A 15,262-nucleotide genomic window follows, 5' to 3' on the forward strand; every position below is an offset into this window, starting at 1 on the left:
GCAGATGGCGGTTTGGCAACGGCAGGAGCGGCTGCACTCCGACCGCGGCAGCCAATTTCGTAGCGGTGATTACCAGGATTACCTGGCCGCCAATGGCCTGCTCTGCTCGATGAGTGCGGTGGGGCATTGTGGCGACAATGCAGCCTGCGAGGGCTTTTTCGGATTGCTCAAGCGCGAGCGGATCTATCGCACAACGTATCCCACACTCGATGCCGCCCGGTCCGATGTGTTCGAATACATCGAGCGCCGCCACAACCCCAGGATGCGACGGCGTCGGGTCAAGCAGGACCAGAAGTTTTCAGCCCTTTCCAAACAATCCGTGATTTCGGGGTAGAACCCCTGTGGCGCGATGGGAGTTGTGTTAGTAATATTACTACTTCCCATCTGCCCGTCTGTCCACCCCCATCCTAGTGAGATGGGGGTAGAGCCCTGTTCAACTTGTCGTGGGAGATCCAGAGATTGAGTCGAGGCCGGATGTCTTGAACACTATTCGTGTCGGTCTATGGGCTGACTAGAGCAGTCCGGAGCAGGTCTGGGGAGGATGAAATCAGCCCATGCCTGCATCATGGGGCGTCGTTGCTCCAGCAGATCGGTGCGGTGATAGGCAGCTTCGACCTTGTTTTGGACAGTGTGGGCCAGCGCGCGTTCAGCAAGATCCCGAGCATAGCCTTCCTCGCTGCACCAGTCGCGAAAGCTTGACCGGAAGCCGTGCGCGGTGGCTGTCCGCTTGTCGCTATCGCTGTGGGCCTTCAGGAGGCGCAATAGCGCAGTTAGGGTCATGTCCGAGAGGACTGTTCGGGACTGGATCGATGGGAAGACCAGATGATCGTGCTTCCCTGCCTGTACCTGCAGCAAAGTGATGGCTTGTTCAGAGAGTGGGACACGATGGGTCTGGCTGGCTTTCATGCGATCGGCAGGAATGATCCAGACTTTGTTGCGCAAATTGACCTCATCCCAAGTCATTCCCCTGACTTCGCCAGAGCGCGCAGCGGTCAAGATCAAAAACAGCAGCGCACGTTTGGTGACATCTAGCTCGTTTGTATCCGCCAGTCTGGTTTTGACAAACGCCGGGATGTCGGCCCAAGGCATGGCCGGTTGATGCTCTTGTCTGACCGTCTTGCTGGGTTGTACCGGTAGCAGATGGGTGACTACATCCACGGGGTTGGCTTGGTTGAACCCGTGTGCCCAGCCCCAGGCCATCACGGCATGCAAACGCTGCTTTACCCTGGAAGCGGTCTCTGCTTTTTCCAGCCAGATCGGGCGCAAGACATCGGCCATATGACGAGGCTGAAGTTGATCCATCGGTAGGGAGCCGATCTTGGGGAAGGCGTACTCGGTAAGCGTGTTGATCCACTGCTGGGCGTGCTTGGCATTCTTCCACCCTGGCTTGAGTTCGGCATGTACCTGTTCTGCCGCCTCTTGGAAGGTTGGCATCACGGGTGCAGCAACTGCGGGCGCCTTGGTCGCCAGGGGATCTTGCCCAAGTGCAATCTCTTCGCGCATTTCGCGAGCCAGCTTGCCGGCAAGGGCGATGCTCACATGCGGGTAGCTGCCGAGGCCTGCATTGCGGCGTTTGCCAGTGGTAGGGCTCACGTAGCGTAGGACCCACTTACCTTGCCCCTTCTTTGTGCGTGAAGGATGCAGGCTTAGGCCGGGGACTCCGCCGTGTGGCAGTGCTGTGCTCCCGGGAGTGGTGCTTCTGGCTTTGATGTCGGTAAGCAGTGCCATGGGTGTCTGGTATGCCATCTGGTATGCCATCCAGTATGCCATCTGGTATGCCATTTCGCGTTGGGTGGTGATGGGTGTTGCTGGACGGTGCTGGATGACGTCACTTGTAAGCCATTGAAACTAAATGGCAAATATATGTTATTTGCGATGCCACTGGATTTCCTTGGACGGATCTATGGCAGTCCCCCTCTCCGCCAGATAAAAAGAAAAGGGCTGCCCATCGGGCGGCCCTTTTCTTTTTATCCGGCCTGATGGGCGGACGAGAACCGCCGACGGGGGTTCGACGGATCTGCAGGAGCAGATCCGGACAGACGAACGTCTGGCCCTGGAGCGCGCAAGCGCGGAAGGGCTGGGTGCATGGATGCACCCAGCAATCCCAATGAAGCGGCCACCCTGTCTCCGAAGCCACAGCGCCATCACCGACATTCCCGGGCGCGTGGCGACGAGTTCATCGCCAACGGCGTCTCCAACTCCAGGAGGCGCGGCCCTGGAGCGCGCAAGCGCGGAAGGGCTGGGTGCATGGATGCACCCAGCAATCCCAATGAAGCGGCCATCGCGCAGCCACGCATGGCGTGGCTCTACCCGGGGCCCGCACCCCCACCCCACACCCCGCCAACCTGCGCTCCGCTAAACTGCCCACCTCACGTAACGGATCTCCCCCATGACCGCTGAAATCCTTGTCCCCGTGTCCTTCGGTGAACTGCTCGACAAGATCTCGATTCTGCAGATCAAGTCCGAGCGCATCAGCGACGAGGCCAAGCTGGCCAACATCCGCACCGAACTGAGCGCGCTGGAAAAGACCTGGATGGCGCACCCGGCCGGGGTCAAGGACATCGCGCGCCTGCGTGCCGAGCTCAAGGCGGTCAACGAGCGCCTGTGGGACATCGAAGACAACATTCGCCTGCAGGACAAGGCGCAGGCCTTCGACGACCATTTCGTCGAGCTGGCGCGCAGCGTCTACCAGCAGAACGATGAGCGCGCCCGCATCAAGAAGGACATCAACCTGGCGCTGGGCTCGCTCTACGTGGAAGAGAAGTCGTACAAGGATTACGCGCCGCGCGGCGCGTAATCGGCGACATACCGTTCGAAGGCGGCGATGCCGTCCTCGACGGTGATCAACTGCATCACGTCGTCGAACTCGACCTTCGCGCCCCACTTCAGTTCGCTGGCCGGTTTGCCCAGGAACTTGCGCGCGGCATCGTCGTAACGGTCCACGCAGTAGCGGCGGTCGGAGTAGGGGCCGCTGCGGTGCGGGTTGCTCGCTGCATGCAGGCCCAGCACCTTGGTGCCCATCGCGTTGGCGATATGCATCGGGCCCGAGTCGGGCGTCATCACCAGCGCGGCGCGCGCCAACAGCGCCGGCAGCTGCTTGAGCGTGTCCTTGCCGACCAGGTCCAGCGCCGGCGTGGCCAGCTGGGCCTGGATCGCATCGGCCATGCCGCGTTCCAGTTCGCTGCGCCCACCGCACAGCACCACCCGCCAGCCGCGTGAGGTGGCGTGGTTGGCCACGGCTGCATAGCGGTCGGCATACCAGTTGCGGCGCACATGGCTGGAGCAGGGCGAGATCATCAGCACCGGGCGGCCATCGTCGGTCCACTGGGCGTTGGCCCACTCGACCGCGGCCGGCGGCACGGCCAGGTCCCAGCTGACCTCGGTCTGCTTCAGGCCGAGCGGTTCGCAGAAGCTGCCGATTGCATCCAGCACATGGATGCCGGGGCGGTCGGGGATGCGCTCATTGATGAAAAGCCCGTGAAGATCCTTGGAGCGGGCCTTGTCATAGCCAATGCGGCGCTTGGCCGGCACGAAGGCGGACAGCACGTTGGCACGGAAAGCCACCTGCATCTGCAGCAGCGCATCGAAGCGCTCGGCGGGAAGGCTGTCGCGCAGGGCGCGCATGCCGGCCAGGCCAGTCTTCTTGTCGTAGCTGTGGAAGGTCACGCCGGGCAGGCCATCGAGCAGCTTGTGGCCGGCCTTGTCGATGATCCAGTGCAGCGACACCCCGGGATCGGCCTGCTGCAGGGTGCGTACCAGCGGCACCACATGGGTCACGTCCCCCAGCGCGGACAAACGCAAAAGACACAAGGAAGAGGACGATGGTGCCATGGTGTTGTTAGACTCGAAGGAATGGTCGCATTCGACGCCACTGAAGCGCTGACGCCCTGCCGCGATGGACGCGGTATCGGTGCCATTCTGTTCGACCGCGAAGCCTTGCGGCAAGCCGAGATGAGCCTGTTCGCACCGGCCCACTGGGGCGAGCGGGCACGGCCGGTCGGCGATGGCGGCCGTGGTGGCGCCTGGTTCGTCGATGCCCCCTTCGGTCATGCCGTGCTGCGCCAGTACCTGCGTGGCGGCCTGGCGGCCAAGCTCAGCCGGGACCACTACATCTGGCGCGGGGCCAACCGCACCCGCAGTTTCGCCGAGTTCCGGCTGATGCGTGCCCTGCGCGCGCAGAAGCTGCCGGTGCCGCGACCGATCGCCGCGTTCTACATGCGCGAAGGCCTGCGCTACAAGGCGGCGATCCTGATGGAGCGCCTGGAGGGCGTGCGTTCGCTGGCCGACCGCGCGCTGGTCGCCGGGCGCGGCGCGCCCTGGGAAGAGACCGGCCGGCTGATCGCGCGGTTCCATCGCGTCGGGCTGGACCACGCCGATCTCAACGCCCACAACATTCTGTTCGACGCCAACGGCCACGGCTGGCTGATCGATTTCGATCGCGGCGTGCTGCGCACCCCGGCCACCCGCTGGCGCGAGCGCAATCTCAAGCGGCTGCTGCGCTCGCTGATCAAGCTGCGCGGTGAGCGCAGCCAGGATGACGTCGAGAAGGACTACGCACGGCTGCGCCGCGCCTACGATCTGGCCTGGAACCGGGGTTACTGATGGACTGGGCACTGCGTTTCATGGGGGTCGGCAATGCGTCGGCCGTGCAGCTCGGTTCGCCGATGGCGGTGATCGAACGCGATGGACGCCCGTGGCTGACCATCGATTGCGGCGGGGAAGGGCTCACTGCGTTCCAGGCGCACTACGGCCATGTGCCGCAGGCATTGTTCGTCACCCATGTGCACCTGGACCACGTCGCCGGTTTCGAACGCCTGTTCGTCGATGCGTATTTCTCGCCGCAGCGTCGTGGGCGTATTCGCGTGTACGTGCCGGCGACGGTCGTGCCGCTGCTGCACAAGCGCGTGGCCGATTACCCGAACGTGCTGGCCGAGGGCGGTGCGAATTTCTGGGATGCGTTCCAGCTGATCGTGGTCGGCGATGCGTTCTGGCATGACGGCGTGCGCCTGGAAGTGTTTCCGGTCCGCCATCACTGGCCGGAAACCGCCTATGGCCTGCGCCTGAAGGGTGCGGTCACCTGGAGTGGCGATACCCGGCCGATTCCGGAAATGCTGGCGCGCTACGCCGACGACAACGAACTGATCGCCCACGATTGCGGCCTGCATGGCAACCCGTCGCACACCGGTGTGGATGACCTGGAGCGTGAATACACGGCCGAGTTGCAGGCGCGGATGATGCTCTACCACTACGCCAGCGAGGCTGACGGCGAGGCGCTGCGCCAGCGGGGTCACCGCGTGGCCGTGCCCGGCGAACGTGTGGCGCTGGCGTCTCCCACCGCCATGCACGTGCTGGCGCAGGATCCTCCCTGAGCATGGACGACGCGCTGGCCGCTCATCTGCAGGCGCTCGAACGCGCGTTGCACGAACCTGCGGTGCGTGGCGATGTCGCGCAGCTGGCGGCATTGCTGGATGACGACTTCAGTGAGATCGGCAGCTCGGGTGCGTGTTTCGATCGGGCTGCTGCGCTGGCGGAGATTCCGCGCGAGCGCGCGCAGGTCGAGATCGTGTCCACCGACTACCAGGTCGTGTTGTTGGCGCCCACCTTGGCACAGGTGCGCTATCGCAGCTGGTATGTGGTCGGCGGCGAGCGCCAGCGCGAGGTGTTGCGCAGTTCGCTGTGGCGGCTGTGCGGTGCGGCATGGCGGATGGTGTTCCATCAGGGCACGCCTGCGGTGCCTTGAGCGGCAGCATCACTGAGGGGGAAGCCTGGCGCCCAAAAAGGTGGCGGCCCCGCCGGCTGACCTCGGCGCCCGCGTCGATCGATACCGTTGCTGCCTTCCGGCCCTGGCGGGATTTTCGACCTAGCGTCGCGAGGGGCCGACGGGGCCACCATAGAGACGTTCCGGCTGCAGGGCGATCGAGGATCAGCCGGCCGCAGGCGGAAGGTGCAACGCAGGAACAGGTCCGGCAGTGCAGTCGCGCATTCTAGCGCATGCACGGCCTGCAGTGCCAGACGCGGAGGCTGAATCCCGTGTAGCCCGGTGCCGCCGGAATAGGGCATCCGGCGAGTGGGTTGCTAAAATGCGTGGCACAGGAGGAACGGCCTCCCCCATTTCGGGAACCACTGACCAGGACGGCCTGGCCCCCATCAAGGAGGGCCGCATGGCCTGGATCTATCTGTTGGCAGCCGGTGTGCTGGAAATCGTCTGGGCGTTCTCGATGAAGCAGTCCGAGGGGTTCAGCAGGCTCACCCCGTCGATCATCACCCTCGTCACCATGATCGCCAGCTTCTGGCTGCTGTCGCTGGCGATGCGCACGTTGCCGCTGGGCACTGCGTACACGATCTGGACCGGCATCGGCGCGGTCGGCGCGTTCGTGATCGGCATTACCTTCCTCGGCGAGCAGGTCAGCGCGATGCGGATTGCTGCAGCGGTGTTGATCGTGAGCGGATTGGTGTTGATGAAGTTGAGCAGCAGCTGAGGCTCTAAAGCGAAGGCTGCGGCGTCGACGACGGTAGAGCCACGCCATGCGTGGCTGACGCACTGCTGACCCGATCGAATCACTGGCGCCGCTCAACGCGGCGCCAGTTCGAGCACCATCTCCACCGCATCCAGCCCGGGGCCGTGCCCATCGGGGGTGATGTGGGTGACGGCGAAGCCGAGTCCGGCGTAGAAATCCTGCGTGTGCTGGCTGGTGCTGAGCGTGACGCGCTGGGCGCCTAGCGCTTTTGCGTGGGCAAGGCGTGCGTGGGAGAGCTGCTTGCCCAGGCCTTGGCGATGTTGGGCGTTATCGACCATGCCCCAGCAGAAGGCCGCCGTGTGCTCGTTGTCCAGGGCGAGGCCGCCGCAGGCGACGATGTGGCCGTTGTGCTCGATGACCAGATAGTCGTGGGCGCGGTCTGGGTGAAGTAGATAGTTGGCGAAGTCGTGGCGTTCGTGTGGGGCGAAGTAACGCGGCACGTTGGTGTCGAACAGTGCCAGGCAGGCGGGGGCGTCTGTTGGGGTGTAGGGGCGCAGGGTGGGCATGGGGGGACTTTGGCATGCTCCGCGTTGGGGTGGTCGGCTTCGGATGCAGGCTTGCCGCTTCATTGGGATTGCTGGGTGCATCCATGCACCCAGCCCTTCCGCGCGGATGCGCTCCAGGGACAGCCGTTCGGCTGTCCGGATTCGCTCCTGGCGAATCCGTCGAACCCCCGGTCGGGGGTTCTCATCCCCCTCTCCATGGTTTCGCGCACTGCTACCGGAGCCGGATGAATGACGAACGTGAGAAACGCAAAAGGCCGCCCCGAGGGGCGGCCTTTTGCGTTTGTCTGGCGGAGAGAGGGACTGCCGCGACGCTACCCAATGGGACGCAGTCAAACCCAACGCCAAAAAATTTTAGCACAGGGCTCAGTGGCTTAGCCACTCCTGGCCGCCAACTGATCCCAACGAACCCCAAGGGCAGCAAACGTTAAATGGCATACTGGATGGCATACCAGAAGACAGGAGTTCGAGGTGAGGGATGCCCCTGATCACCGATGCTAAGGCCCGAAGTTTGGGGCCTGGTGGCCAGGCGGTGGCTCACGGCGGGGTAACTGGACTCACGCTGATCCCATCGGCCACGCATAGGGGGCGCGGCAAATGGGTCCTGCGCTTTGTCAGTCCAGTGACAGGCAAGCGCCGGAACGCGGGCCTGGGCAGCTACCCCCAGGTTGGCATCGCCCTGGCGGGCAAGCTCGCCCGGGAGATGCGGGAACAAATCGCGGCAGGAAGCGACCCGCTGGAAACCAAAGCTGCGGAGGATGCCAAGCCTAAGACGCCGACGTTCCAGGAAGCTGCGGCGCAGCTCCACCGCGAACTAACGCCCGGGTGGAAGAACGCCAAGCACGCTCAGCAATGGCTCAACACGCTGACCGAGTACGCGTTCCCGACTGTTGGTTCTCTTCCAATCGATCTAATCCAGCCTCGGCATATCGCGGACGTCCTGCGCCCTATCTGGCTGGAGAAGGCGGAAACGGCGACTCGGGTGAAGCAGCGCCTCCACGCCGTGATGGCATGGGGATGGGCGCACGGCTTTAATGGGGCGAACCCGGTCGACGTGGTCACCCACCTACTTCCGCTGCAGCCTGGCAAAGCCGTTCGTCAGGAGCACCAGCCGGCCATGCCTTGGGCTACGGTTCCGTCCTTCGTGAAGGCGGAACTCGTCGGTGCGGGCGAGCTCGAGGTGACGCGCAACGCTCTGTTGTTCCTGGTCCTGAACGCCAGCCGTTCTGGCGAGGTGCGAGGGATGGCATGGAGTGAGGTGAACCTTCGTACGAAGCTGTGGACCATTCCAGCTGCACGAATGAAGGCCAAGGTAATTCATCGGGTGCCCTTGTCGCTGCCAGCCGTCGAGATCCTCAAACGCCACGCAGGTCAACACGACGAGCTCGTCTTTCCATCCGTACAGGCTCGGTCCGTGATGTCCGATATGACGCTGACCGCTTTGCTACGCAGGGTGAATGCACCCAGCGACACACCTGGGCGCGTGGCGACCGTGCACGGATTCCGCTCGAGCTTCCGGGACTGGTGCAGCGAACGGGGCTACGCACGCGACCTAGCGGAGCGCGCCTTGGCACACGCCGTCAAGGACAAGGTCGAGGCGGCCTACCACCGTACTGACCTTTTGGAGCAACGTCGTCCGATGATGCAAGCATGGGCCGACTTTGTTCTGTCAGCCAAGAATGAGCTCAAGAAGAACACCACGACTCATGACAACTGAGCCACTCCCCGTCCGCGTCAAGCCGATGAGCCGCATGCTTGAAGGAGAGGATCCCGTTGACTTCATGCTCAGGCTGACCGAAATCGGTGGGAGATTCTACGTCCATGTTCCGGAGGGGTTTCGCTGTCACTTCAAAGAGCCTGGGCACCTATTCGCTCACCGTGTTTGTCCCGAGCAAGGTGCCGCTCCTTCTTCTATTCGCCATTATGGCGAACCCAGTTTCCTGCAGCTCGATGAGTGGCAGGTACAGAAGCTCATTGAGCACCAACCTATTGCTCTGCACATTTTCAGCGCAGGCGCTCTATTTCGACGGATGAGGGCAGATGGTCGCCCGTCAATCGATTTTGATCACCAGCCCATCCGTCAAGGCGTGCTGGAGCCAATAGCGCATTCGGTCGCGAGCGCGACACCTACCGTGACGACGCCAGGGCTCGGGCCTTCCAAAGTGCTGAAGGCCGCCAAACCAAACTCGAACATGTACTCGTACTATCTGTCCGGCGTTGACTTCACTGACATTTACGTTGAAGAGGCGGCGATCAGCGTTGCACTTAGCACCGAAAGCCAGGACGCCCCACCCGGAGAGGAGCTGCCACCTGATCCTTATGGCATCGAGCGCTCGTCACCACTCTTATTCAAGATCCTCGAGGCGGCTTACAAAAATCGGGATAAAGCGCGCGAGGAAATCGACACCCCATCGTTGGCGGCAGATTTTCGTAAGCTCAATGCTTCCTACACAAAAAACCCTAAGCCGTTCAACGACGGGCGACATGAATTCGCCGCAACACTTGCCAATCCCAGCTATAGCTATTCGACCGACGGCCTTAGTGAAATCAATCTTCCTATCGAGACCGTAGAGGTTCCGGCAAATACGTTCCTCGACCAATCATTTATCAATAATAGACTCAAGAAACTCTTATACGCAGCCTGCCGCTGGAGCGGCGCCATGGAGCCGGCACTCCAAAACGATCGAGAGAAGCTGGTTGATCTCTTGGTCGGTCTTGGCTTCTTCGACAGAGAAGACAGTGATCAGGTGCAAGCGTCGGTCTACTTCATTACGGGGAAGAAGTACCTGCGCAACAAATACAGAAGCGAATTCAGGCACATCCGAGGCGATCGTATGTGACGCTGCTTACGTCGGCTGCACATTCGGGTGATGTCCAGGCTCGAACCTTGGTCCATGGGTCTATTAGCAGGATCGGAACGAAAATCATGCCGATGCGGAGAACGCGACTCGATCAAGGCAATTCCAAGGAAATCAACAGCGACATCTTCGAGGACGTCCTGGCTGATTTGGGAATGGCATTAGAAGCGTTCGGCGCCGCGCTGCAGTTGGCTGGCAAGCGACTCCAAGCGAATGAGTTTCCGTTGGTAGCCACTCCGCAGATGCCAGCTGCTGCGCCGAGCACGGCCGTCATTAGCGGTTTGCCCGCGGAAGGCTTCGTACGCATCTGGGACATCATTGGCCGAAAAGCCCAAAACGGGGTGGCAGCTACCCCAGGCATGATTCCCGTGAGCAGAGCCACCTGGTACTCAGGTGTTAGATCGGGGCGCTTCCCAAAGCCCATAAAACATGGAGGGGTGTCCGCACCGGTATAGCCGCTGTCGCCACACACCGTGTCCTCATCGCCATGCAGCAGCTTATGGGTCTGGGTGATGTCAGCCACTTTGGCCGCCGTGCATCGCACGTGGTGCACCAGGCCAGAGGCATCGTCCACGCCGATGTGCGCCTTCATCCCGAAATACCACTGGTTGCCCTTCCTGGTCTGATGCATGTCCGGGTCACGCTTGCCTTGGACGTTTTTGGTCGAGCTTGGCGCGGCGATGATCGTGGCATCGACGGTCGTCCCGCCGCGCAGACTCAATCCCGCCGGCCCAGTTTGCTGCCAACCACCGAACCCAAACCCATCCCACCGCAGTACCCTTCAACCCCGGGCTCCACCAGTAATGGGTGGTACGGCTACTGGGGGCAGGTCACTTCGATTTCACAAAGGCGCGTCACGCGTTTTCCTTGGGTACTGGTCGAACCCCAGGCGATGTGCGCGCCGGGTCGGTCAAGCGCGTTGCGGCCGCCGTGGGCGAGGGCGCCGCCGTGGTCTCCCAGATCCATCAATACCCTGCATCGCGCCAGCCCGTCCTGCCCTCCCCCCCGAGGAAAGCCATGCGCCCGCGCTGCACGCATGAAGACCAGATTGTCGATGTCACGCCAAGCGCGCTAGGCTACGAGTAATGCTCGGCCATCCGATCATCGAAGGCTACGAGCCGCCCGAAGGCTGGGGCTAGTGCTATGTCGACGAAGTGGAAGTCGAACTGCCGGACCAGACCCCGCAGCTGATCCCGCGCTACTTCTCAGCTTCGTGCCGTCCTTGACCCGGCGGGTCATCGGTTGAGCAGGCCAACGCTTCCCACCGGAAAGTCTCGGCACGCACCGCTCATGCGTGGACCGACGCGGCGAGGCCAGGGCGTGCCGAAAGCGAGCCAACCTTCTGCAACCCGAGGCCATGAAGCGAGCGGCTTCATGGCCTCATCACGCTTGCATGTCAGTATCGTAATCCCCAATACCCTGTCGTATGGCGGCGTGCCGGACAACCGCATGCCATGCCTATCGACGCAGGAGATCCATGGTCGATCAACCCGTTCTTTACAGCGAAGCACTGGAAAACGTCGACGAAGACGAGGATCGTCTGATCGAGGAGATCGTCACGCAGATGGCCGAAGGTAACCGTGCTGCCTATGAGCGCCATCGGCATGCCATTCGCGATGCGCATGCAAAATCGCACGCGGTCCTCAAAGGGGAGTTGTCCGTCCATTCGGACCTCCCGCCAGCACTTGCGCAGGGGATATTCCGCAGGCCCGCGACCTACGGCGTGGTGGCGCGCCTGTCCTCGGCGCCCGGCGATATCCACTCCGATGCGATCCCGGCGCCGCGCGGGTTCGCAATCAAGCTGATCGGTGTGGACGGCGAACGTCTGTCACCGCAGATCGGAGGCCGCAATCAGGATTTCCTGATGGTGAACTTCCCCGTGCTCGCCTTTGGCACCATCCCCAAGTACAAGACACTGCTGGGCGTGCTGGAGAAGAACGCACACGCGCCGGACATCTTCCAGCGGATCGTCGCCGGGCTCGCACGCGGTACCAAGGAAGCAGTCGAAGCGCTGGGCGGGACGCCCGGTGCGACGCTCGAGGGCCTGGGGCGCGACAACCACAACCCGCTGGGAGAGTCCTACCACACGCAGGGCGCCCTGCGTTTCGGCGACTACGTGGCCAAGCTTTCGCTGGTGCCAGCGTCCAACGATGTGCGCGCACTGACCGGGGTGGCCGTGGAGGATGTCGGCTTCTCGACGATGCGGGATGTGATCGAGCAGCATTTCGCGCGTCATGGCGCCGAGTACACGCTGCGGGCGCAGTTGTGCACCGACGTAGCGAAGATGCCTGTGGAGGATGCAGCCGTGCGCTGGGACGAGGATGCCTCGCCGCACATGCCGCTTGCGACGCTGCGCTTTGCCCCGCAGGCGCCCTATACGCCCGCACGCCGGGTCTACGGCGACGACGTGTTGTCGTTCAATCCCTGGAATGGCGTGCAGGCCCATCGTCCGTTGGGCGGGATCATGCGCATCCGCCGCGCCGCGTATGAGCGTTCCAGCAGTTTCCGCCATGCCATGAACACCCAACCGCGGGTCGAGCCGGAGCATCTGGCCGATATCCCGGATTGAGCCTTCCCACGACAAGGACCCCCGATGACCACGTCGAATGATCCACGCCTCGCCGATGAGACCAAGCCGGAGGAGATCCGGCGCCGTGCTGGCGAACTGGCGCAGGACTTGCCAAAGCTTGCCAGGATCGCGCTCGAAGCCTTGATCAAGCAACACAACGATGCCTACAAGGGCAGCTCCCAAAGCGCCGGTCGCGCCGGTCGGCAGTCGGGAAATGTCTCCGAGTTGTCGGCCATCGCCACGCTCAAGCCCGGTGGCGCGGATCGGCTCAAGCGCATCTTCGGCCTGACCGGGGGCAATTTCGACGGCGCGCAACGCGTGTCCACGCTTCATGACATGCGGTTTGTGTTGTTCGATGACGACACGCGGATCCTGTTCGCCACGGCCTACGATGGTGACTGGGATACCTACATCAACGATTTCGCCACCAAGATTCCAGGCTTGATGGACCTGTTGTTCGCCAACGTGGAGGGCTGGCCTGGCATCGACAGTCCGCAGGTCAAGGATTTCATCGCCGATCACCAGATCGACGCGGCCGGTTGGTTTGTCGCCAATCCCCAGGTCACGGTAGTGGACGTGCGCCGTTACCAACGCATGGACAAGGCGTTGCAGGCCTTCTTGGATACGATGTCCGAAAATACGCAGATGGATGCGACCACGCGTGCAGCGCTGGAGACGCTGGAGCAGGCCATCTCCGTCCCGCAGGGGGTGGATTACTGACATGGGCCTGCTCGCTGACCTTGCTGCCCGTTTCCGTCGTGACCGGGTGACCCTGAACCTCGATGACATCCAGGCGCTCATCCTGCGATCGCGTCCTGAGCCTTACGTCGGGATTCATGCTTTGCTGCACGTGGAACAGGCGGCCGGTGGGCGCGATCTGCTGCGCCGGCTCGCCCCGCATGTCCCCACTGCTTCCGGCTGGACCGAGGAGCTTGATACCTGGATCGGCGTGGCCATCAGTCACGAAGGGCTCAAGGCGCTTGGATTGCCGCCGTCCTCGCTGGAGAGCTTCCCCCTGTCGTTCCGGCAGGGAATGGCAGCACGCGCCGAACAGCTGCGTGACTTCGGGGAAAACGCGCCAGAGACTTGGGAGGAAGTGTTCACACCGGGCAATTGCCATATCGCCCTGACCATCTATGCGCGCGATGAAGTACATCTGGATGTTGCGGTGGACAAAGCCATGGGCGAGCTAAATGCCTGCAGTGGCGTGACCTTGCTGGCAACGCACCGTTTCGGCGCCGACGCCGATGCCCAGAATCCATTCGGCTTCCGCGATTCGATTTCGCAGCCAACAGTGGCTGGCGCTGGCGTGGAACCACAGCCCGGGCAGCAGCGTGCGATCGCTGCGGGAGAGTTCATCCTTGGGGAAAACAGCGAAGCCGGTGCGCCGTTGCGCATGCCCCAGCCGGACGTATTGGGGCGCAACGGCTCGTTCGTGGTGATGCGCAAGTACGAAAGCCGGGTGGGTGCGTTCAACGATTTCATGCGCATACATGCAGGCGAGGACAAGCAGGCCCAGCATGCTCTTGCCGCGAAGATGTTCGGACGCTGGCGCTCCGGCGCGCCGCTACCGCTAGCGCCGGAACGAGACGATCCCGAGCTCGGCGCCGACCCGCAACGCAACAACGATTTCGACTACCAGCATGATGCCCTTGGTCGGATGTGCCCGCATTCGGCACATATGCGCCGCCTCAATCCGCGGGGGAGCCAGCTGACGATCCTCAGCGACGAGCACATTCATCGCATCATTCGGCGTTCGTCCACGTTTGGACCAAAGTGGAGCGATGACGTGACCGGCACCGACGATGCCAAGGCGGATCGCGGGATCTTCTTCATCTTCATCAGCGCCCGGGCCTACGACACGATCGAATTCCTGCAGCAGGAATGGATCAATCGCGGCAACTTCATCGACCTGGGTTCTGAACGCGACCCGATCGTCGGCCTGCACGAGGAGCCCGGCAGCTTCACGATTCCCCAGTCGCCAGTGCGTCGACGCGTGGCCGATGTGAGTACCTTCAATCGCCTGCGCGGCGGCGAGTACATGTTCATGCCGTCATTGAGCGCGCTGCGCTGGATCGGCGAGGGGAAGTTCGATTGAGCCGGCGCGGGCGCGCTGGGCGCTATGCGTGCTCGCGGGCCCTGCACTGAGAGGCCACCGTGCCCAGGCGGCACGGTGGCCTAAGCCTTGCGCCACGTCCACGCGAGCGGACAAGCCTGCACGTTCCAGGTGCTGGTTGATCGTACTGGCCACTTTTGCGCGAACTTCCTCCACCGCCCCGGTTTTGCGATCGTCCAGTTCACGGGTTTTCGCGCCCAGCCCGGTGGGCTCCATCCGCCGGGTAGTGGCGAGGATGTGCACGTGGTGGTTGCGCTCGTCGGCGTTCTTGTCCGGGGCGTGGATGGCGAACATGGCCGCAAAGCCGAACCGCTCCACCAGGTTGGCGGTGAGGTCGCGGGCCAGCTCGGCGCGTTGCGCGTCGGTCAGTTCGTGCGGCAGCGATACGAGGAACTCCCGTGCCACCACGCTGTTCTTGCGCGTCTCGGCGGCTTCGGCCGCGTTCCAGAGTTGGGCCGGGTCTTGGGCCCACTCGGGGGAACCGGCCGGGGCCAGAATGCCCGAGGCCACCACGCCTTGCTTGCGGGTGTAATCGTGACGCTCGCCGGTGCGCAGGTCGGCAAGGTCCAGGCCCGCGCGATACGCCGCGCCGGCCACGGCGCTGGCGCCTTGGCTACGACTGACGGTTTTGATTTCGCAACGGTAAATGGCCACGGGATCCCCAGATGAAAACAGCCCGCCAGTCCCCGTTTACGGGG

Annotated in this window: 15 protein-coding genes, 1 other RNA gene and 2 pseudogenes; 12 read left to right on the forward strand and 6 right to left on the reverse strand. The window is 62.9% G+C overall.

What is annotated here, in order from left to right; all coding sequences use genetic code 11:
* Positions 1–334, forward strand: a 334-nt coding sequence (locus tag HMPREF3113_RS01445; RefSeq protein WP_139146275.1) for an IS3 family transposase, incomplete at its 5' end; no start/stop codon positions are given.
* A 152-nt stretch (positions 335–486) separates the two neighbouring features.
* Here HMPREF3113_RS01445 and HMPREF3113_RS01450 read toward each other — a convergent pair.
* Entirely contained in the window at positions 487–1,782 is a 1,296-nt protein-coding gene (locus tag HMPREF3113_RS01450) for a tyrosine-type recombinase/integrase (protein ID WP_343124041.1), read from the reverse strand.
* A gap of 607 nt (positions 1,783–2,389) precedes the next feature.
* Here HMPREF3113_RS01450 and HMPREF3113_RS01455 point away from each other — a divergent pair.
* Complete coding sequence (locus tag HMPREF3113_RS01455) at positions 2,390–2,797, forward strand: DUF6165 family protein (protein WP_019185792.1); 408 nt, start codon at positions 2,390–2,392, stop codon at positions 2,795–2,797.
* Here the strand turns inward: HMPREF3113_RS01455 and HMPREF3113_RS01460 are convergent.
* Entirely contained in the window at positions 2,776–3,831 is a 1,056-nt protein-coding gene (locus HMPREF3113_RS01460) for a glycosyltransferase family 9 protein (protein ID WP_019185791.1), read from the reverse strand. The two genes, HMPREF3113_RS01455 and HMPREF3113_RS01460, sit on opposite strands and share 22 nt — an antisense overlap.
* A gap of 21 nt (positions 3,832–3,852) precedes the next feature.
* On the opposite strand from HMPREF3113_RS01460, the gene HMPREF3113_RS01465 reads away from it, so the two are divergent.
* The 3 genes from HMPREF3113_RS01465 to HMPREF3113_RS01475 are packed head-to-tail and all read left to right on the forward strand — an operon-like array spanning position 3,853 to position 5,740.
* Complete coding sequence (locus HMPREF3113_RS01465; protein ID WP_070470369.1) at positions 3,853–4,602, forward strand: 3-deoxy-D-manno-octulosonic acid kinase; 750 nt, start codon at positions 3,853–3,855, stop codon at positions 4,600–4,602.
* Positions 4,602–5,369 (forward strand): MBL fold metallo-hydrolase, encoded by a 768-nt coding sequence (locus HMPREF3113_RS01470; RefSeq protein ID WP_019185789.1) that lies wholly within the window; start codon positions 4,602–4,604, stop codon positions 5,367–5,369. Before HMPREF3113_RS01465 ends, HMPREF3113_RS01470 begins: the two co-directional genes overlap by 1 nt.
* Positions 5,370–5,371: 2 nt before the next feature.
* Positions 5,372–5,740: a nuclear transport factor 2 family protein gene (locus HMPREF3113_RS01475; protein ID WP_019185788.1), complete on the forward strand. Its 369-nt coding sequence runs from the start codon at positions 5,372–5,374 to the stop codon at positions 5,738–5,740.
* 46 nt (positions 5,741–5,786) lie between these two features.
* Here the strand turns inward: HMPREF3113_RS01475 and ffs are convergent.
* Positions 5,787–5,883, reverse strand: an RNA gene (gene ffs / locus HMPREF3113_RS01480) — signal recognition particle sRNA small type.
* Between the two features lie 278 nt (positions 5,884–6,161).
* Here ffs and sugE point away from each other — a divergent pair.
* Complete coding sequence (gene sugE, locus HMPREF3113_RS01485; RefSeq protein WP_019185787.1) at positions 6,162–6,479, forward strand: DMT family transporter; 318 nt, start codon at positions 6,162–6,164, stop codon at positions 6,477–6,479.
* Positions 6,480–6,571: 92 nt separating this feature from the next.
* Here sugE and HMPREF3113_RS01490 read toward each other — a convergent pair whose 3' ends face one another.
* Positions 6,572–7,024, reverse strand: a complete 453-nt coding sequence (locus HMPREF3113_RS01490; protein ID WP_019185786.1) for a GNAT family N-acetyltransferase — start codon at positions 7,022–7,024, stop codon at positions 6,572–6,574.
* Positions 7,025–7,499: 475 nt separating this feature from the next.
* Between HMPREF3113_RS01490 and HMPREF3113_RS01495 the strand changes: the two genes are divergently transcribed.
* Both HMPREF3113_RS01495 and HMPREF3113_RS01500 read left to right on the forward strand, forming a co-directional pair.
* The gene (locus HMPREF3113_RS01495; RefSeq protein ID WP_070470371.1) at positions 7,500–8,738 is read left to right on the forward strand and encodes a tyrosine-type recombinase/integrase; all 1,239 of its coding nucleotides are present in this window, start codon (positions 7,500–7,502) and stop codon (positions 8,736–8,738) included.
* Between the two features lie 25 nt (positions 8,739–8,763).
* Entirely contained in the window at positions 8,764–9,861 is a 1,098-nt protein-coding gene (locus tag HMPREF3113_RS01500; protein WP_254665220.1) for a hypothetical protein, read from the forward strand.
* Positions 9,862–10,318: 457 nt separating this feature from the next.
* Here HMPREF3113_RS01500 and HMPREF3113_RS18270 read toward each other — a convergent pair.
* Positions 10,319–10,603: pseudogene (locus HMPREF3113_RS18270) on the reverse strand (transposase); the annotation flags it as partial.
* Between the two features lie 293 nt (positions 10,604–10,896).
* Here HMPREF3113_RS18270 and HMPREF3113_RS18275 point away from each other — a divergent pair.
* The 4 genes and pseudogenes from HMPREF3113_RS18275 to HMPREF3113_RS01520 all read left to right on the forward strand — a co-directional run bounded on the left by HMPREF3113_RS18275 (position 10,897) and on the right by HMPREF3113_RS01520 (position 14,546).
* A pseudogene (locus HMPREF3113_RS18275) lies at positions 10,897–11,105 on the forward strand (hypothetical protein).
* A 251-nt stretch (positions 11,106–11,356) separates the two neighbouring features.
* Positions 11,357–12,448, forward strand: coding sequence for a catalase family protein (locus HMPREF3113_RS01510; RefSeq protein WP_070470375.1), 1,092 nt, complete (start codon positions 11,357–11,359; stop codon positions 12,446–12,448).
* Positions 12,449–12,472: 24 nt separating this feature from the next.
* Entirely contained in the window at positions 12,473–13,168 is a 696-nt protein-coding gene (locus tag HMPREF3113_RS01515; RefSeq protein WP_049452914.1) for a hypothetical protein, read from the forward strand.
* 1 nt (position 13,169) lies between these two features.
* Positions 13,170–14,546 (forward strand): Dyp-type peroxidase, encoded by a 1,377-nt coding sequence (locus tag HMPREF3113_RS01520; RefSeq protein WP_049452916.1) that lies wholly within the window; start codon positions 13,170–13,172, stop codon positions 14,544–14,546.
* On the opposite strand, the gene mobQ is transcribed toward HMPREF3113_RS01520, so the two are convergent.
* Positions 14,502–15,218 carry a MobQ family relaxase gene (mobQ, locus tag HMPREF3113_RS01525; protein WP_083298673.1) on the reverse strand — a complete coding sequence of 239 codons (717 nt, stop codon included), beginning with the start codon at positions 15,216–15,218 and terminating at the stop codon, positions 14,502–14,504. The two genes, HMPREF3113_RS01520 and mobQ, sit on opposite strands and share 45 nt — an antisense overlap.
* Positions 15,219–15,262: the final 44 nt, after the last annotated feature.

Origin of the sequence: Stenotrophomonas sp. HMSC10F06 (assembly GCF_001807865.1) — a bacterium.
Taxonomy (GTDB): domain Bacteria; phylum Pseudomonadota; class Gammaproteobacteria; order Xanthomonadales; family Xanthomonadaceae; genus Stenotrophomonas; species Stenotrophomonas bentonitica_A.